This is a genomic window from Aliirhizobium smilacinae (assembly GCF_006335145.1).
Classification (GTDB): Bacteria; Pseudomonadota; Alphaproteobacteria; order Rhizobiales; family Rhizobiaceae; genus Neorhizobium; species Neorhizobium smilacinae.
The window spans coordinates 1738888-1755991 of record NZ_VDMN01000001.1 but is presented as its reverse complement, the minus strand read 5'-3'; the positions used below and the strand labels follow the sequence as shown (position 1 = coordinate 1755991).

The following is a 17104-nucleotide window of genomic DNA, read 5'->3' as shown; positions in this document are numbered from 1 at the left end:
TCGACACAATGAATATGTTGTCAGAAGCAGCAGTTGAGAAGGCGCTGGACAAGAAGATGAATGAAGTCGCGTACAAGATGATTGGCAAGGACGTGTCGGTGTATTACGGCGAGAAGCGCGCGCTTTTCGACGTCAACCTGAACGTCCGCGAAAACACGGTAACTGCGCTCATCGGCCCGTCGGGTTGCGGCAAGTCGACCTTCCTGCGAACTTTGAACCGCATGAACGACACGATCGAGAACTGCCGCGTCACCGGCAAGATCACGCTCGACACCGATGATATCTACGACAAGGAAATCGACGTCGTCGAACTGCGTGCCCGTGTCGGCATGGTGTTCCAGAAGCCGAACCCGTTCCCGAAGTCGATCTACGAAAACATCTCCTACGGCCCGCGCATCCACGGTCTTGCCCGCGGCAAGGCGGAGATGGATGCCATCGTCGAAGCCAGCCTGCAGCGTGCGGGCCTGTGGGGCGAAGTCAAGGATCGTCTGCATGAAGGCGGCACCGGCCTGTCCGGCGGCCAGCAGCAGCGTCTCTGCATCGCCCGTGCCATCGCCGTCTCTCCGGAAGTCATCCTGATGGACGAGCCCTGCTCGGCGCTCGACCCGATCGCCACCGCCAAGGTCGAGGAGCTGATCCACGAACTGCGTGCCAACTACACGATCGTCATCGTCACGCACTCGATGCAGCAGGCCGCCCGCGTTTCCCAGCGCACCGCAATGTTCCATCTCGGCCAGCTGGTCGAGGAGAACGATACCGACAAGATGTTCACCAATCCGGATGACCAGCGCACCCAGGATTACATCATGGGCCGCTTCGGCTGATTGGCCGTCGCCTGTTGCCCGCTGTTACGGATTTTGAGGACAATAAGATGGTATCAAGTCATATCCTGTCGGCCTACGACGAAGAACTGAAGTATCTGCGCCGTCGCATTTCTGAAATGGGCGGCCTGGCGGAGCAGATGTGCGGCGATGCCGTGCGCGCTCTGGTCAACTCCGACTCTGCACTGGCGCAGAAGGTCATTTCCGACGACGTCATTCTCGATCACGCCGAGCGCGAGATCCAGGACAAGGCGATCGTTACGATTGCGCGCCGCCAGCCGGTTGCAAACGACCTGCGCGAAATCATCGGTACGCTGCGCATCGCAGCTGACCTCGAACGCGTCGGCGATCTCGGCAAGAACACGGCAAAGCGCGTTATTGCCGTTCAGGGCACTGGCGTTCCGCGCAAGCTGGCCCGCGGTCTCGAGCATCTGTCGGATCTCGCAGCAGTTCAGCTGAAGGACGTGCTGGATGTCTATGCCAGCCGTTCGGCCGAAAAGGCGGAAGCGATCCGTCTGCGCGACGAAGAAATCGACGCGATGTACACGTCGCTGTTCCGCGAGCTTCTGACCTATATGATGGAAGATCCGCGCAACATCACCACCTGCACTCATCTCCTATTCTGCGCCAAGAACATCGAGCGCATCGGTGACCATGCGACCAATATCGCGGAAACCATCTACTACATGACGACGGGTGCAGTGCCGGAAGGCGAACGTCCGAAGGACGACACGGCCAATACGGTCGGCGCTATCGCCGACTGAGTATGTGTGACGGAGCGTATTGAGCATGCAGCCAAGAATTGCGGTCGTGGAAGACGAGGAGGCGCTTAGCGTCCTCCTTCGTTATAACCTTGAAGCCGAGGGTTACGAGGTCGAAACCATTCTGAGAGGCGATGAAGCCGAGATCAGGCTGCAGGAACGTGCGCCCGATCTCCTCATCCTCGACTGGATGCTTCCGGGCGTTTCCGGCATCGAGCTTTGCCGGCGGCTGCGCATGCGGCCGGAAACCGAGCGCCTGCCGGTCATCATGCTGACGGCGCGCGGCGAGGAAAGCGAACGTGTTCGCGGTCTCGCTACCGGTGCCGACGACTATGTCGTCAAGCCGTTTTCGACGCCCGAGCTGATGGCACGCGTCAAGGCGATGCTTCGCCGCGCCAAGCCGGAAGTTCTCTCCAGCGTGCTGCGTTGTGGCGATATCGAGCTTGATCGCGAAACCCATCGCGTTCATCGCAAGAGCCGTGAAGTGCGCCTCGGGCCGACCGAATTCCGTCTTCTGGAGTTCCTGATGGTCTCGCCCGGCCGCGTTTTCTCACGCTCGCAGCTGCTCGATGGCGTCTGGGGCCATGACATCTATGTCGACGAACGCACCGTCGACGTGCATGTCGGTCGCCTGCGCAAGGCGCTCAATTTCTCCAACATGCAGGATGTCATCCGCACCGTCCGCGGTGCCGGTTATTCGATGGAATCCTGATCGTTTCCTACCCTGCACCAAAAGTTAGATCGGCCCGGAGCGCATAACGCATCCGGGTCGATTGCTTATTGGACTTGTACCTTCTCCCGCCATTCAGGCAGAGGCAACACCCGGTCGTAGGCCAGATTGAAGAAGAATGCGTAGACCAGGTAGAACAGGGCAAACGCTATATCCATCACCAGTGCCTGCATAAGGCTTATGCCGAGATACCAGGCGATGAACGGCATCAGCACGACCAGAAGACCAAGTTCGAACACCACGGCATGTGCCACACGCAAAGCGATTGTCTTTTGCGTGCTGCCGCGGAATTTCTGCATCAGGTGGTCGAAGCCGAGATTGTAGACGTAGTTCCATCCGGTCGCGAGTGTCGCGGAAACGATGCCGACAACGCCGACATGTTCGACCGGCAAGCCGAAGACGAACGCTGCGAGCGGCGTGAAGATTGCAAGTCCGATGAGTTCGAAACTGATGGCGTGGCGAATACGGTCGCGTGTCGTACGCATGTGGGACCCCGTGGGTTATCCGGGTCGTCCCGGCTCATATACCCATTCTGGGGGAGGTCGTCCTCGCAGCTGTTAAATAGGTGTTTCTGTTGCCGCGGGCAAGGTTCGGGTCGACAAGGCTGCTTTGCGCAAGGCGCAAGATCAGGCGGCAGGCACAAAAAAAGCGGGCCTGAGCCCGCTTGATCGTAATCTTTGAATTGTAGCGATCAACCGCGTGCGGCGCTGGGCCTGCGACGCTCGTTGACGGGCTGGTAGGCGAGCTTTGCGTGATAGGTGCAATACGGCGAATTGTCCGGGGACTCGCAACCGCAGAAATGGAACTCGTCGGTCAGCGGATCGCCGACTGGCCATTTGCAGGTGCGTTCGGTCAGTTCCGTCAGGGCGAGCTTGCGGGAGATCGGCAGGACGACGTTGGAGGCCGGACGATAGACCAGCTCCTGGGAAATCTCGAACTCGGCCTCTTCCTTAAGTGCGGTCGCGCCAACCGGGCGGGCTACAGGGCGCGTTGCCGGGCGGGCTGCAAAGGTCTGGGGGCGAGGAGCAGCGGCGGCTGGACGCTTTGCTGCGCGGTTTGTCGCAATCGACCCACCGGCTTTCGCACGACCCGGCAGATTGAGACGATGGACCTTGCCGATCACGGCATTGCGGCTTACGCCTCCAAGTTGTGCAGCAATCTGGCTGGCGCTCAAGCCTTCCGACCACAATCTCTTCAGTTTCTCGACGCGCTCGTCCGTCCAGTTCATGCCCGTTCTCCGCCTTTGAACGTTGGTGGCATGCAGAATCCCTCACCAATGCCGCGGAAACATTCCGCAACAGGCACTATATCTATGCTTTTGGTGACTAGTTCCGCCGCATGCAGTCTAGTAATTGATCTTTAACCTAGAGGTCGGCAGACTCCGTGACAAGAGTCCTCGGAATCGCGGCGAATCGATTTCCGGGTTTTCCCCAACTTGCTGTCCGACAGAGTCATTTATGCCACAGCTACCGGTTGGGTTGTGAACGCGCAGCAAAATACTCCGAATCCCCATATTTCCGTGAGTTTTATTGACATGGCAGGTCTGAGTGGCGATAGTGCCGCCGCCGCCCCGAGGGCGGCATTTTGATTTTCTGGAATGTCCCTTGTCGGACTCCTTAGGAGTGATGTCGCCATGGCTGAGACTGCGCTTTTCGACACGTTTGCCCGGGCTCCCCTGCGCTTTGAGCGCGGTGAGGGCGTTTGGCTTGTGACGGAAAGTGGCGAGCGATATCTCGATTTCGGCGCGGGCGTTGCGGTTACATCCTGCGGCCATGCCAATCCCCATCTGGTGGAGGCGCTGAAGTCGCAGGCCGAAAAGGTCTGGCATCTGTCCAACCTCTACGAAATCCCGGAGCAGGAGCGGCTGGCTCGCCGGCTGGCGGAAGCCACATTCGCTGACAAGGCGTTTTTCACCAATTCCGGCGCGGAAGCGCTGGAATGCGCCATCAAGACTGCCCGCCGGTATCACTACTCCAAGGGTCATCCGGAAAAATTCCATATCATCACCTTCGAAGGTGCCTTCCACGGCCGCACGATCGCCACGATCGCTGCCGGCGGTCAGGAAAAATATATGGAGGGCTTCGGTCCGAAAGCCCAGGGCTTCGACCAGGTTCCGTTCGGTGATCTCGACGCACTCAATGCGGCGATCAACGAAAACACCGGCGCACTGCTGATCGAGCCGATCCAGGGCGAGGGCGGTGTGCGCCCGGTGCCGAAGGAATTCATGCGCGAATTGCGCCGCATCTGCGACGAAAAAGGCCTGCTGCTGATCCTCGACGAAGTGCAGACCGGCGTCGGCCGCACCGGTAAGCTGTTTGCGCATGAGTGGGCCGGTATCACGCCCGATATAATGGCGATCGCCAAGGGCATCGGCGGCGGCTTCCCGTTCGGCGCCTGCCTTGCCACGGCAGAAGCAGCATCCGGAATGAAGCCCGGCATCCACGGCACGACCTATGGCGGCAATCCGCTGGCCATGGCCTGCGGTAATGCCGTGCTCGACATCGTGCTGGCAGACGGTTTCCTTGAAAACGTGCGCGACGTAGCGCTTGTCTTCCGCCAGGGCCTTGCGGCCCTCAAGGATCGGTTCCCGGCCGTGATCGAGGAAATCCGTGGCGAAGGGCTTCTCCTCGGCATCAAAGCCAAGGTACCGGCTGGCGATCTTATTTCCGGCATGCGCGACGAAAAGATGCTGGCCGTGATGGCCGGCGACAATGTCGTCCGTATTCTGCCGCCGCTCGTCGTTACCGCCGAAGAGGCACGCGAAGGCCTTCGCCGCATCGAGCGTGCCGCAGAGACATTGACCGCTGAGCAGCTGAAAAAATCCGCTTAAGGATACGTAGAGAGGGCACCTTTTCCGGTTCCCTCCCCAAGGGAACAAGGTAATGGCATCTCCCAAGCATTTTCTCGATCTCTCCGCCGTTTCTGCGGTCGATCTGCGCTCTATCCTCGATGATGCGAAGACCCGCAAGCAGGCCACCAAGGCCGGCACGGCGGACAAGCCCCTGGCCGGCAAGATGCTGGCAATGATCTTCGAGAAACCCTCCACCCGCACGCGCGTGTCCTTCGATGTCGGCATGCGCCAGCTGGGCGGCGAGACGCTCTTCCTGTCGGGCACCGAGATGCAGCTCGGCCGCGCCGAAACGATCGGAGACACGGCCAAGGTTCTTTCCCGTTACGTCGATGCCATCATGATCCGCACCACCGATCACAAGCGCCTTCTGGAGCTGGCGGAACATGCGACGGTGCCGGTCATCAATGCGCTGACCGACGACACGCACCCCTGCCAGATCATGGCCGACCTGATGACGTTCGAAGAACATCGCGGCCCTATCACCGGCAAGACGATCGCCTGGACGGGTGACGGCAACAATGTACTGCATTCGCTGGTCGAAGGGTCCGCCCGTTTCGGTTACAAGATGAACATGGCCGTTCCGATGGGCTCGGAGCCGCATGACAAATTTTTGAACTGGGCGCGCAACAACGGCGGCGAGATCATGCTCACCCATGATGTCGAGCGCGCCGTCGCCGGTGCCGATGTCGTCGTCACCGATACCTGGGTATCGATGAACCAGGAGCACAAGGCGCGTGGTCACAACATCTTCCAGCCCTATCAGGTCAACGAGGCACTGATGAAGCAGGCCAAGGCTGATGCACTGTTCATGCACTGCCTGCCGGCCCATCGGGGCGAAGAAGTCACGGATGCGGTGATCGACGGTCCCCAGTCGGTTGTCTTCGACGAGGCGGAAAACCGGCTTCATGCGCAGAAGTCCATCCTGGCCTGGTGCTTCGGCGCGGTCTGATCCTGCACCACTTGCGGTCTTGAATTGGCCTGAAGCCGGCACCATCTGTCGGCTTTCAAAACGCGCTGTGCTGATGTCGGCGCTTCAACAGACACCCCTGTTACTTTCCTGCGGCCAGCGGTTCCGCTTTCGAGCCCGTTTGTGTAAAGGTCGGGGGCAAGGCCCGAGAACCTCGGCGTGAAGGAGTGAGATGATGGCGGAAGCAACTGTGGAATTAAACGACCTCCACTTTGCCGGTGACGACAGGGTAATTCCCTTCCAGGTCGAAGGTCTGGATGTTCGTGGCCGCGCGGTGCAGCTTGGTCCGCTCCTCAATACCATCCTTGGTCGCCATGATTATCCGGCGCCGGTCGCAAGGCTGCTTGCCGAAGCGGTCGTGCTGACGGCGCTGCTTGGCACCTCGCTCAAGTTTGAAGGAAAGTTCACCGTCCAGACCAAGGGCGACGGTCCGGTCGATCTTCTGGTGGCTGACTTCTCCGCGCCCGACGCGCTGCGCGCCTATGCTCGTTACGACGAACATGCGCTTGCCGCTGCCGTCCAGGATGGCAGAACGTCGCCACCGGAGCTTCTCGGCAACGGCGTGCTTGCCTTCACCATCGATCAGGGACGCGGCATGCAGCCCTATCAGGGTATCGTGCCGATGGACGGCTCGTCGCTGGAAGAAATTGCCGGCGTCTATTTCCGTCAGTCCGAGCAGATCCCGACCCGTGTCCGCCTTGGCGTGGCCGAGCTTTTCGACCGCGATGAGGATGGCAAACCGCGCCATAACTGGCGGGCAGGTGGCTTGATCGCGCAGTTTCTGCCGCAAGCTCCGGAGCGCATGCGCCATCCGGATCTTCATGGTGGTGATGGCGACGAGCGCGAGACCGATCTGGCGGATGACACCTGGAGCGAGGCACGGTCGCTGGTCGAAACGATCGACACCGACGAACTTACGGATCCGCAGGTCGCCACCGAGCGGCTTCTCTACCGGTTGTTCCACGAGCGCGGAGTGCGGGTTTACGATCCACAGACTGTTTTCGACCGCTGCGGCTGCTCACGCGAAAAGATCAAGGGCGTACTCTCCGGCTTCACCGCCGAAGAAATCGAGGCGAGCGAGGAGGATGGTCAGATCGCCGTCACCTGCGAGTTCTGCTCGACGACCTATCGTTACGAAATGGCGGAATTCGCGCCGGCCTGAGCCGAAAATCTCAGTTCAGCACCCGGTTCAGGCCGGGTGAATCCAGCGAGAAGGCGGGAATGTCAACCTTGAACACCTCGCCTTCTTCCGTCTGCATGTCGTAATAGCCGAACATCAATCCGGATGGCGTGTCGAGTGGGCAGCCCGAAGAATATTCATAGCTGTCGCCCGGTTGCAGCCGCGGCTGTTCGCCGACGACGCCAAGGCCATCGACCTCATCGACAAGGCCGTTCTGGTCGGTGATATGCCAATACCGGTGAACGAGCTTCACCGTATGGATCGAATGGTTTTCGATGACGATGCGATAGCCCCAGACATAGCGGCTCTCTTCCGGACTGGATTGATCTTCCAGATAGAACGGCTCTACGGCAACTTCTATATCTCTTGTCCGGGCGCGGTACATGGACAAACACCTCAAAACTACAGCGCCGGACATCGTTTATTGTAAGCGAGCCAGGCTGTAGAACCTGCAATCTACATCCCCGCATATCGTACAAGAGGCCGCAAACGTCAAGAAAACTCGCGGTTTACGCGAGAAACTGTGATCTGTTCTTGGAATTAGGGATAACTGATATGGTGAATCCGGCTTTCGAATTCACCATATCGATAGACTGAAAAGCCTCAGATCGCCGCCAGCGCCTTGGCGAAATCTTCCAGCAGATCCTCGCCGTCTTCGATGCCGGCCGAGAAGCGCACGGTCCCCGGCGAAATGCCGAGTTCGGCACGCGCCTCGTCGGTGAGGTTCTTGTGCGTCGTCGTCGCTGGATGCGTGATCAGGCTGCGCGTGTCGCCCAGATTGTTGGAAATCGTCACCACGTCCAGAGCGTTCTGCAGCTTGAAGGCCGCTTCCTTGCCGCCCTTCAGTTCGAAGCAGATCAGGGTCGAGCCGCCGGTCATCTGCTTGGCGATGATATCCGCCTGCGGATGGTCCTTGCGGCCGGGATAGATGACCTTGGCGACATGTTTGTGCTCGGCGAGGAAGTCTGCGATTTTCGAGGCGTTGTCCGTCTGCGCCTTGACGCGGATCGGCAGGGTTTCAAGTCCCTTGATCAGCGTCCAGGCGGTGAACGGCGACATCGCCGGGCCGGTATGGCGGTAATAGTCCTGCAGATGCTCGGTCACCCATTCGCTGTCCGACAGGATGACGCCGGCAAGGCTGCGGCCCTGGCCGTCGATATGCTTGGTGGCCGAATAGACGACGATATGGGCGCCGAGTTCCAGAGGCTTCTGGAAGAGTGGCGTCGCAAACACGTTGTCGACCACGACCTTGGCGCCGATCTGGTTGGCCAACTTGGCCACGCCTGCGATATCGACGATTTCGAGCGTCGGGTTGGTCGGGCTCTCGAGGAAGAACACCTTGGTATTCTTCTGGATCGCGGCTTCCCAGTTAGCGAGGTCGCGGCCGTCGACCAGCGTGCATTCGATGCCGTAACGCGGAGCGAGCGTCTCGACCACCCAGCGGCAGGAACCGAACAGTGCGCGGGCTGCGACGATATGATCGCCGGCCTTCAACTGGCACAAAAGCGCGGCAGACACGGCGGCCATGCCGGATGCCGTGGCGCGGGCTTCTTCCGCACCTTCCAGCGCGCACATGCGCTTTTCGAACATGTCGTTTGTCGGGCTGCCGTAACGGGCGTAGATATAGCCCTCGGTCTCGCCCTTGAAGCGCGCCTCGGCCGCTTCCGAACTGTCATATGCAAAGCCCTGCGTCAGATAGATCGCTTCCGACATCTCGCCATATTGCGAGCGGAGCGTACCGCCGTGAACGAGTGTGGTTGCCGGGCGCCATTTGTTCGTCATGCTAATCCCCATTCCAAAACAAAAAAACCGGCCGCAAAAGCAGACCGGTTTTAGCAACCCGGTCTTTTTAGCCACTTGTTTAACGTGGCTGCAAGCCGACCGGCAAATCACCACGGGATAAAGCTGGCTTACGCCTCGCATCTGCTTGCGTCAATGGCCTGTATTTGGTTTTGTCACCGCCAAAATTTGAAAGAAATATCATGACACGCGAAACGGGAATTCTGGCGGACCGCGCAATCGCGGCGCTCTTCGAAACGGGACGGCTGATTGCCGAGCGCGAACTCGATCGTGACCAGATCCAGCCGGCGAGCCTGGATCTGCGTCTTGGTTCGAAGGCGTTTCGCGTCCGTGCCAGTTTCATGCCCGGCCCATCCAGCCTCGTCTCCGACAAGCTTGATCGGCTGAAGCTGCATGTTGTAGATCTGTCCGAAGGCGCAGTGCTGGAAACTGGCTGCGTCTATATCGTACCGCTGATGGAACGCCTCGATCTGCCGGCGGAGATGTCCGCCTCGGCCAACCCGAAGTCGTCCACCGGCCGCCTCGATATCTTCACCCGCGTCATCACCGATTACGCCCAGGAATTCGACAAGATCCCGGCCGGCTATTCCGGCCCGCTCTATCTCGAAATCTCGCCGCGCACCTTCCCGATCGTTGCGCGCCAGGGTTCGCGCCTGTCACAGATCCGTTTCCGCATCGGCAACGCGCTTCTGTCGGAACCGGAGCTGCTGCATCTTCATGAAAAGGAAACGCTGGTCGCATCCGCAACGCCGAACGTATCGGGCGGCGGCATCGCTTTGTCGATCGACCTGAAGGGCGATGCAAACGGTCTGATCGGCTATCGCGGCAAGCACCACACCGCCGTTGTCGATGTCGACAAGAAGGCCCAGCACGACCTTTTCGATTTCTGGGAGCCGCTTTATAGCCGCGGCCGCAACGAGCTGATCCTCGACCCGGACGAGTTCTATATTCTCGTTTCGCGCGAGGCAGTGCATGTACCGCCGCTTTATGCCGCCGAAATGACGCCCTTTGACCCGCTGGTCGGTGAATTCCGCGTCCACTATGCCGGTTTCTTCGATCCCGGCTTCGGACATGAAGCCGCAGGTGGCCGCGGCAGCCGAGCCGTGCTCGAAGTGCGCAGCCACGAAGTCCCGTTCATCCTCGAAGACAGCCAGATTGTCGGTCGGCTGGTCTACGAACACATGCTGGAGCACCCGGAAGGTCTCTACGGCTCGGGCCTTGGCTCGAACTATCAGGCGCAGGGCCTCAAACTCTCCAAGCATTTCCGCGGCTGAACGTGACGCTTGGCCCCGACCGGGCATGTTGACCGGTCTTGACAGCCGCGATCCGTTGTTGGAAACCTGCGAAGCGCAAGCGGGTGTAGCTCAATGGTAGAGCAGCAGCTTCCCAAGCTGAATACGAGGGTTCGATTCCCTTCACCCGCTCCAGCTACCTCTCCCCATCAATTGTGTCATTCGTCCACGGTCATCCATGGATGTCTATTTAAGTAAATGAAAACAGCTGCTTGATCGGTTGTTAAGCTGCGGATGGCGGCAGCAGGTTGTCCATGTTTGCGTTTTGTCGCGCGTGACATCCAGCCTATTTCACGGTAAAAAACTCGGTATTGTGCGAGCTGTGCGAGGGCCGATACCGTAAAATGGCTTTGACTGACATCCAAGTACGTAATGCAAAGGCATCAGATGCGCCCCGCAAATTGCCAGATGGGGGCGGCCTTTATCTCTTCATTTCCAAGGCAGGCGGCAAGTCGTGGCGGTTTGACTACTCTTATTTTGGCAAGCGAAAGACCCTAACGCTTGGCATGTACCCTGCCGTGGGGCTCGCCGAGGCACGTGGTCGCAAAGACGACGCTAAGAGAAAGCTGGCTGAGGGGCATGACCCGTCGCTCGCGAAGAAGCGGCAGCAACTAGAAGCAAAGGCGGCTGCTGGCAACACGTTTGGCCTGATCGCTGAAGAATTCATTGACAAGCTCCGCCGAGATAGGCGAGCAGAACCCACCATCGCTAAAAATACGTGGATGTTGACGGTTCTTGCAGCTAAAATTGCGCCATACCCGATCACGCAAATCACAGCCAAGGACGTTCTTTCGGTACTCACCAGCATTGAGAAAAGCGGTAGGGTCGAAAGCGCGTTGGCCACACGTTCGACGATTGGGCGTGTATTCCGCTACGCCATCGCAACGGCGCGGGCCGAGGCGGATCCGACATCGGCACTGCGCGGTGCGCTTCAGCGTCACGTTCCTACCAGCCACCCCGCCTTAACGACACGCCGCGAACTTGGAGGCGTCATGCGAGCGATTTACGGCTACGAAGGTTGGCCGTCGCTGGTGGCAGCGCTGAAGATTCAGGCGCTGTGCTTTGCGCGTCCCGGAGAAACGCGTTCGATGGAGTGGGGCGAGCTTGATCTCAAGAGTGCTATTTGGACGATACCTGCAGCAAAGGCAAAGATGCGTCGTGAGCATCATATCCCGCTGTCACATCAAGCGGTTGGAGTAATCATGCAAATGCAGGAACTGTACGGCGAGAGCGTCTACGTGTTCCCGTCGATGATGTCTGGCAAGAAGCTTCTTTCGGAGAACTCTATGAACTCGGCATTGCGGCGAATGGGGGTCGGCGGTGATGAGCATACGGCGCATGGCTTCCGCTCGTCCGCGAGTAGCATTTTGAACGAATCGGGTGAATTCAAACCTGATGCCATCGAGGCCCAACTCGCGCATCTGGATGGTTCCAAGGTTCGCCGAGTTTACAACCGCGCCACCTACTGGGAAGAGCGCGTGAAGATGATGCAGTGGTGGGCTGACATGCTCGACGAAGCGCGCACTATAAAGTCAGACTGAGCAAAGGGCTGGCTGCACCTTTTCCAGAATTCCAATACTCCGTTGCTATTAAATGGTTTTTCTAAATTTTACCGCTCCGAATCTTGATTCAAAGCAACACCATAGCAACAAAAATAATCGTGACTTTGTTACTCGATCCGTCAGGTACCAGCCCGAACGGGTTACCCACACCCACAGGGCAGAGCGGTATTTCGCCAACTTCCGTTACAAGGTAGAAATGCTTATCGAGCATCAATCCGGGCATAATGAAGAACAGGTGCCGATCTGCGTCTCGTCATCATGACCACAAAAGCAACAGCGTACAACGCTACGCAACAGCCCATTATCACATCGACCACATAGTGGTTTGCGTCTGGAACCGCCGAAATTGCCATGCCTATGTTAATCATAAGAACCGGATAGCGGAAAAAGCGCACCTCCCACATCGCCCACGCACACAGCACAGCAACGCCTGCATGGACTGACGGAAATGTGAGAATGCCGACGCTTTCCGCGAGCCTCCACACAAAGTTCGGGTTATCCCGGACAGCATGAAACTGGTCGAGAAAATAATAGCCGTAGGTGCGATCTATATTAGCAAGGCTATCTGCATCGAAGCCGTAATATGTGTAGGTCCCCACCGCTGGCCACAAAATCGACATCGCACTGGAGGCGAGGCACAGCACAGCATATGCGCTTACCATTTGATAGGCTCGCTCGACTCTGTTGCAAAGGATCAGGACTACCGGCCAGAGTAGAAGCTGATACGAGAATGTCCGATAAGCCCAGTTGAGAAATTGTGACAGCAAGTCGCGCTCATCAATCCATCGCATCAAAGTGACCCACTCGATACCGAGCATGCGATCCCAAGCAGCGAGCTGCGCATCTGCCAGAGGAAGGTTTGTTCCTATAGCCAGATATGTCGACAGCGCGATGGGCGCAATCAGCAGTAAACCACACCCCACACATTCAGCTACTGCGCGTAGTGCCTGCATCTGCAATCTTGATGCCAGCAGACTGAGGGAGGCAGTAATGAGGGCGATCCCGATTATACTCTGCAGACTATCCCGCACATCGATCTTGAAGCCGACAGCCAATGCCAAGCCATAAATGGATACGTAAGAAAAAACCGTAATGGCCAAGAGGAAGTGGCGCGGATTTCGGAGGATTTGCATACAACGCTCCCGATAACAACCTCTCTATATCTCCATTAAGTTGCAACCGGGTTAATTCAAGAAAGCTGGTTTTGCCCGAAAAAGCTCTGATGCATAATTTTAGACTTTGAGAAATCTGCCTGCCCGTGATCCCTCAACGGGTTTGTTTATCAAAAGATTTAACAGAAACGTCCTCCCGGCCCTAACCACGCCCGCATCAGCACCATATGCCGTTGAGAGGGGCCCGAAGGCTGCTAGCTGGGTCCATCGTTGGCGAAAAAGCACCAGCAGCTGGAGACGAAGGTGCAATGGTGGGCAGACCTGCTTGACGATCAACGATCTAGTTCTGCGACGACAGATAACAAGGATTAGCTAGATTTCCTTACTCCTTGCCCCGTTGCTGCCTAACCAACATACCTCGTAAAACCCACTCCGATCCGCAGGGTGGCCTTCCGGTGGGTACACTGTTCTTAAGGCGTCAGCAGATTTTATCGAGGCGGACAACACGTAGCCGAAAATCTACGCATGCTCGCCCGTGCGTTGAAAAATGCAATTGACGGATGATTCCGACTCAGCAAATTTCCCTTCTGCTCGCGGATAGATTTTTCTGTCGTGTTTCGCGATGGTTGACTACGCCGTTACGGTCAATGCTGAATACAGTACGGACCGCTATACTGTAAAATCCTATCGTCACCTGACGGTCGCCAACGAGTATCCGCGAGCCTTGCCACCTATAGTCACGCAGTCGGTCTCTAGACTCAGAAACGTAAAGTCCTTGGATCAATTGGCCGCAGTGCTAAAGGAGCAAACCAAGGTTCTCAGCTTTTGGCTGTACAAGGCGGCACCGCATCAGAAGTATGTTGACTACCAAATTCCTAAAAAAAATGGCGGGTGGCGGCATATAACTGCTCCTAAAGACGGGTTGAAGCGAATTCAGGGAAAGCTAGCAAGGCTGCTGTCCGAAATCTACAACGACCTAGAGCAGCGCCGGATCGATCCGGCATTTGATGGCTCGCACCCTTCTAGCTGCGTTTTAGCTCATGGTTTCAAAGATAAATACAGTATTACTACCAACGCTACGGTTCACGTTAAAAAACGCTATGTGTTCAACGCCGATCTGGAAGATTTCTTTCCATCGATTAGCTTCGGTAGAGTCAGAGCATTTTTTGTTGCCGACCAGAATTTCAAGCTTGATCCAGCAATCGCGACGATGATTGCGCAACTCGTGTGTTTTCGAAATCAGTTGCCGCAAGGTGCTCCAACCTCACCCGTTATCTCCAATTTCATCGGCCACATTCTTGATGTTCAGCTAAATAAATTGGCCGCAAATGGGAACTGCAGCTACACACGATACGCTGACGACTTAACTTTCTCCACGAACGAGAAAGCATTCTCTCCTGCAATTGCTCGACTTGTCTCAGGGACCACAGACCGTTGGGTCGCTGGTGATGGTTTGGTCGGCCGCGTCTATGCCTCCGGCTTTCGGATCAATCACGACAAGAGTCGAATGCAGCTTCCAAAATCGAGGCAAGATGTCACTGGCCTGACTGTGAATCAGGCCGTCAATGTGTCTGCGACCTACTATAAGCTTGCTCGCAGCATGTGCGACCACCTTTTCACTGGGGGCACTTGTCATGAAAAAATAAACGGAGAGTGGCATCGCTTCCCGGCTTACAAACTTCAAGGAAGGATGGACTTTATCTATTCAATACGGCGCAGCCGACTTAAAGTTTCTATCGACTATCTTCCAAAAAAACAGCAGCCAGTAGCATTTCGCGAACGTGAAGCCGAATTCTGCAAGCAGCAGAAATCGTTTACTACATTGTATCGACATTTACTGAACTACCGTTCGTTTCACGGCATGGAGAAGCCCGTAATTGTCGGAGAAGGCATTACCGACGGGCTTTATATAAGTGCAGCCATAAAGAGTTTGGGTGCGTTATTTCCAACGCTTTTCGATGCCGGAGGCGACGGTGAGGTTAAGGCGAGCTTCTACAAGCATACGGACAAGCGAAAATTCTACCAGATAGGAGAGGGGGCCTCCAATCTGAAACCATTCATTACTGAATACACGAAAATTATGGAGCCGTTTAAGACTATCCCAAGGCATCCAGTTATTATCGTGGTGGACAATGATGATGAAGGTCGCGCGGTGCTTAGTGTTGCTGGGAACAGGTGGAAGAAAGACTTAAAGACCACTGCTGCTTTTTATCACCTTGTTTCAAATCTTTATATAATAAAGATCCCCTTCGGTAGTTCCGCGTCAAGCTCAGCTATCGAGGACCTCTTCGATTCGGCTTGGTTGTCAGCACAAGACATCGGGGGAAGAAAATTTTCGAAAGATAACGACTTCGATAGCGCGACGCATTTCGGCAAAGCTGATTTGGTTGGTCAAATTGTTCGTCCGAAGCGCACGACGATTGATTGGGCGGGTTTCGTGCCTCTACTTGCCGCGATTGAGGGCGCAATTATCGACTACGATTCTAAACTAAACTCTGTGCCCTAGGGAGATTCGAGCCGTGGAAACAGTACTCCACTTGCTGGCAGTGGTCGGGCTGGCCAGTCCGCTTGCCGTGGCTCACTTTCTTGACCGAATCCTAAAGGCAGAATTAAAAGAGAGGCTGTCGATTTATATCTTCGGCTCCGGCCATCAGACGGTGTCCGAACGCGTCTCCCTGTTTAACGCATTGCTGGCCGCTGCGTTGGGAAGAGGTTTTCTGCGCCGGTTGATTAGGCTGTGTATCATTGGGTTTGTGTCGATATTCTTTGTCTACTCCGCTCAGTATTTTTTTAGCAATGAAGAATTTGACAAGCATACGTTGCCATTTTTGGTGAGTATAATTTCCCTGAGGCCGTTCTCTGTTTTTGTAGTTATATCGTTCGTATTGGTTGATGCTATATCATTTTTCCAAACAGTCACATTCTCTAGATTGATAGCTTACTGTAAAAATCCTGTCGAAGTTATATTCTTAGCTGTTGCTGATGTAGTAGTGTCCTTATTCTTGGTGTTAATTTTTCTTCCGGTGTTTCTGTATGTTTCGCACAGAGTAGCTACGGTCCCTCATGACGCAAAAATAAGTATTGTTTTGTTGGAGAGCGTGCAGCGGCAACAGATGAGCTTGAGCGAGATAATAATGCTGGCTGCTCCCCGTGTGGAGCGTCCAGATGAGTCGGAAAATGAACTTGGTAAAGAAGCTTTAGCGATCGGGGAAAGTGGCTGGATCTATAGTAACCCAAGGCTATTTGTCTCGGCTAAAGCCTCAGAGGCGACAATCGAACGAGCCATAGATGGGAAAATGCCTTCGGCGGGTGGAAGTCTTCTCTTCACAAGGGGTGATTTAACGGCGGCTGAGATTGCGAGTTCGATTTCGGCACTAATTGAGGCAAGTCCGGGGATTACGGAGGCCCGTGTCAATGAAGCGGCTAGCGACTTGTTTGGCAATGGTGGCTTCAGCTTCTTTATTGAGGGGCGTTCACAGCTCTCCGGCTGGTCATTTTTGACGAGCTATAGCTCGATTATGCAGGACATTAACTTTTTCGGCGGTGACTTTGCAAAGGCGGTTTCACTCCAAGCCAAGACGGTCGACGAGAATGAAATCACCTACACCGGCTTTCTAAGTGGCTTGGTTCGGGAGGCCAAAGGCGAAGTCGTTTATGTGTGCGACGGCCGACCGGTCAAGAAGGTCGACCGATCCGCGTTTCTGATGCTAAGTGATGCAGACTGCGTGAAAGGCGTTGCGATGAGTGCGTGGAGCACGGCGGGCATTAGCTCATTGCTTTCCTATAACTTCGAAAACCAATTGATGATACCTGTGTTGCCTACCGCCCTGTCGTCAATATTCCTCACGATAATTATATATATATGTACCGTTGTTTGGATTTGCCTTCCGTATTTCAGGTCTTGGGCCGAAGCCTACACAACTAGTGGGGCAAGAATGTTAACTGACAATATATTCACGGTTTCATTTTTGCTTCTCTCGGCGATAGCATCACCATTTTTCGCATATTTTATGAAATAATCGACGCGA

The 17104-nt window shown here is 56.0% G+C and carries 15 protein-coding genes, 1 tRNA gene and 1 riboswitch; of the genes, 11 read left to right on the top strand and 5 right to left on the bottom strand.

The features are described 5' to 3' along the window. Positions 1 to 8: 8 nt before the first annotated feature. The 3 genes from pstB to phoB are packed head-to-tail and all read left to right on the top strand — an operon-like array spanning position 9 to position 2294. Positions 9 to 824 carry a phosphate ABC transporter ATP-binding protein PstB gene (gene pstB, locus FHP24_RS08550; protein WP_139675485.1) on the top strand — a complete coding sequence of 272 codons (816 nt, stop codon included), beginning with the start codon at positions 9 to 11 and terminating at the stop codon, positions 822 to 824. 47 nt (positions 825 to 871) lie between these two features. Then, complete coding sequence (gene phoU, locus FHP24_RS08545; protein ID WP_139675483.1) at positions 872 to 1585, top strand: phosphate signaling complex protein PhoU; 714 nt, start codon at positions 872 to 874, stop codon at positions 1583 to 1585. A 25-nt stretch (positions 1586 to 1610) separates the two neighbouring features. Then, a complete protein-coding gene (gene phoB / locus FHP24_RS08540) occupies positions 1611 to 2294 on the top strand; it encodes a phosphate regulon transcriptional regulator PhoB (protein ID WP_139675481.1) in 684 nt (227 codons plus the stop codon). A gap of 65 nt (positions 2295 to 2359) precedes the next feature. Here the strand turns inward: phoB and FHP24_RS08535 are convergent, their stop codons facing one another. Both FHP24_RS08535 and FHP24_RS08530 read right to left on the bottom strand, forming a co-directional pair. Next, positions 2360 to 2797 (bottom strand): PACE efflux transporter, encoded by a 438-nt coding sequence (locus FHP24_RS08535; RefSeq protein ID WP_139675480.1) that lies wholly within the window; start codon positions 2795 to 2797, stop codon positions 2360 to 2362. 206 nt (positions 2798 to 3003) lie between these two features. Continuing rightward, positions 3004 to 3540, bottom strand: a complete 537-nt coding sequence (locus FHP24_RS08530; RefSeq protein ID WP_139675477.1) for a GcrA family cell cycle regulator — start codon at positions 3538 to 3540, stop codon at positions 3004 to 3006. 405 nt (positions 3541 to 3945) lie between these two features. Between FHP24_RS08530 and FHP24_RS08525 the strand changes: the two genes are divergently transcribed. From FHP24_RS08525 to FHP24_RS08515, 3 genes are all read left to right on the top strand, one after another. Beyond that, complete coding sequence (locus FHP24_RS08525) at positions 3946 to 5142, top strand: aspartate aminotransferase family protein (protein WP_139675475.1); 1197 nt, start codon at positions 3946 to 3948, stop codon at positions 5140 to 5142. Positions 5143 to 5194: 52 nt separating this feature from the next. Further along, a complete protein-coding gene (gene argF, locus FHP24_RS08520; RefSeq protein ID WP_139675473.1) occupies positions 5195 to 6112 on the top strand; it encodes an ornithine carbamoyltransferase in 918 nt (305 codons plus the stop codon). A 193-nt stretch (positions 6113 to 6305) separates the two neighbouring features. Next, positions 6306 to 7292: an Hsp33 family molecular chaperone gene (locus tag FHP24_RS08515; protein ID WP_139675471.1), complete on the top strand. Its 987-nt coding sequence runs from the start codon at positions 6306 to 6308 to the stop codon at positions 7290 to 7292. A 10-nt stretch (positions 7293 to 7302) separates the two neighbouring features. On the opposite strand, the gene apaG is transcribed toward FHP24_RS08515, so the two are convergent. Beyond that, positions 7303 to 7695, bottom strand: coding sequence for a Co2+/Mg2+ efflux protein ApaG (apaG, locus tag FHP24_RS08510; RefSeq protein WP_139675469.1), 393 nt, complete (start codon positions 7693 to 7695; stop codon positions 7303 to 7305). Between the two features lie 218 nt (positions 7696 to 7913). Then, positions 7914 to 9092: an O-succinylhomoserine sulfhydrylase gene (locus FHP24_RS08505; RefSeq protein ID WP_139675467.1), complete on the bottom strand. Its 1179-nt coding sequence runs from the start codon at positions 9090 to 9092 to the stop codon at positions 7914 to 7916. A gap of 46 nt (positions 9093 to 9138) precedes the next feature. Beyond that, positions 9139 to 9216, bottom strand: a riboswitch (SAM riboswitch). Positions 9217 to 9292: 76 nt separating this feature from the next. On the opposite strand from FHP24_RS08505, the gene FHP24_RS08500 reads away from it, so the two are divergent. The 3 genes from FHP24_RS08500 to FHP24_RS08490 all read left to right on the top strand — a co-directional run bounded on the left by FHP24_RS08500 (position 9293) and on the right by FHP24_RS08490 (position 11943). Further along, on the top strand, positions 9293 to 10384 hold the full coding sequence (locus FHP24_RS08500; RefSeq protein ID WP_139675465.1) for a 2'-deoxycytidine 5'-triphosphate deaminase: 1092 nt from the start codon (positions 9293 to 9295) through the stop codon (positions 10382 to 10384). Positions 10385 to 10463: 79 nt separating this feature from the next. Then, positions 10464 to 10537 (top strand) — tRNA-Gly (locus FHP24_RS08495). Between the two features lie 209 nt (positions 10538 to 10746). Next, entirely contained in the window at positions 10747 to 11943 is a 1197-nt protein-coding gene (locus tag FHP24_RS08490; protein ID WP_139675463.1) for a tyrosine-type recombinase/integrase, read from the top strand. A gap of 221 nt (positions 11944 to 12164) precedes the next feature. Here the strand turns inward: FHP24_RS08490 and FHP24_RS08485 are convergent, their stop codons facing one another. Beyond that, entirely contained in the window at positions 12165 to 13097 is a 933-nt protein-coding gene (locus FHP24_RS08485) for a phosphatase PAP2 family protein (protein ID WP_139675461.1), read from the bottom strand. Between the two features lie 601 nt (positions 13098 to 13698). Between FHP24_RS08485 and FHP24_RS08480 the strand changes: the two genes are divergently transcribed. After that, entirely contained in the window at positions 13699 to 15582 is a 1884-nt protein-coding gene (locus tag FHP24_RS08480; RefSeq protein ID WP_139675459.1) for a retron Ec67 family RNA-directed DNA polymerase/endonuclease, read from the top strand. A 13-nt stretch (positions 15583 to 15595) separates the two neighbouring features. After that, positions 15596 to 17095 (top strand): hypothetical protein, encoded by a 1500-nt coding sequence (locus FHP24_RS08475; protein WP_139675457.1) that lies wholly within the window; start codon positions 15596 to 15598, stop codon positions 17093 to 17095. Positions 17096 to 17104 lie beyond the last annotated feature (9 nt).

What these genes read in the sequence shown, in the direction of transcription:
- pstB (WP_139675485.1), top strand. Translation starts at nt 9, where the DNA reads ATGAATATGTTGTCAGAAGCAGCAGTTGAGAAGGCGCTGGACAAGAAG.
- phoU (WP_139675483.1), top strand. Translation starts at nt 872, where the DNA reads ATGGTATCAAGTCATATCCTGTCGGCCTACGACGAAGAACTGAAGTAT.
- phoB (WP_139675481.1), top strand. Translation starts at nt 1,611, where the DNA reads ATGCAGCCAAGAATTGCGGTCGTGGAAGACGAGGAGGCGCTTAGCGTC.
- FHP24_RS08535 (WP_139675480.1), bottom strand. Translation starts at nt 2,797, where the DNA reads ATGCGTACGACACGCGACCGTATTCGCCACGCCATCAGTTTCGAACTC.
- FHP24_RS08530 (WP_139675477.1), bottom strand. Translation starts at nt 3,540, where the DNA reads ATGAACTGGACGGACGAGCGCGTCGAGAAACTGAAGAGATTGTGGTCG.
- FHP24_RS08525 (WP_139675475.1), top strand. Translation starts at nt 3,946, where the DNA reads ATGGCTGAGACTGCGCTTTTCGACACGTTTGCCCGGGCTCCCCTGCGC.
- argF (WP_139675473.1), top strand. Translation starts at nt 5,195, where the DNA reads ATGGCATCTCCCAAGCATTTTCTCGATCTCTCCGCCGTTTCTGCGGTC.
- FHP24_RS08515 (WP_139675471.1), top strand. Translation starts at nt 6,306, where the DNA reads ATGGCGGAAGCAACTGTGGAATTAAACGACCTCCACTTTGCCGGTGAC.
- apaG (WP_139675469.1), bottom strand. Translation starts at nt 7,695, where the DNA reads ATGTACCGCGCCCGGACAAGAGATATAGAAGTTGCCGTAGAGCCGTTC.
- FHP24_RS08505 (WP_139675467.1), bottom strand. Translation starts at nt 9,092, where the DNA reads ATGACGAACAAATGGCGCCCGGCAACCACACTCGTTCACGGCGGTACG.
- FHP24_RS08500 (WP_139675465.1), top strand. Translation starts at nt 9,293, where the DNA reads ATGACACGCGAAACGGGAATTCTGGCGGACCGCGCAATCGCGGCGCTC.
- FHP24_RS08490 (WP_139675463.1), top strand. Translation starts at nt 10,747, where the DNA reads ATGGCTTTGACTGACATCCAAGTACGTAATGCAAAGGCATCAGATGCG.
- FHP24_RS08485 (WP_139675461.1), bottom strand. Translation starts at nt 13,097, where the DNA reads ATGCAAATCCTCCGAAATCCGCGCCACTTCCTCTTGGCCATTACGGTT.
- FHP24_RS08480 (WP_139675459.1), top strand. Translation starts at nt 13,699, where the DNA reads ATGGTTGACTACGCCGTTACGGTCAATGCTGAATACAGTACGGACCGC.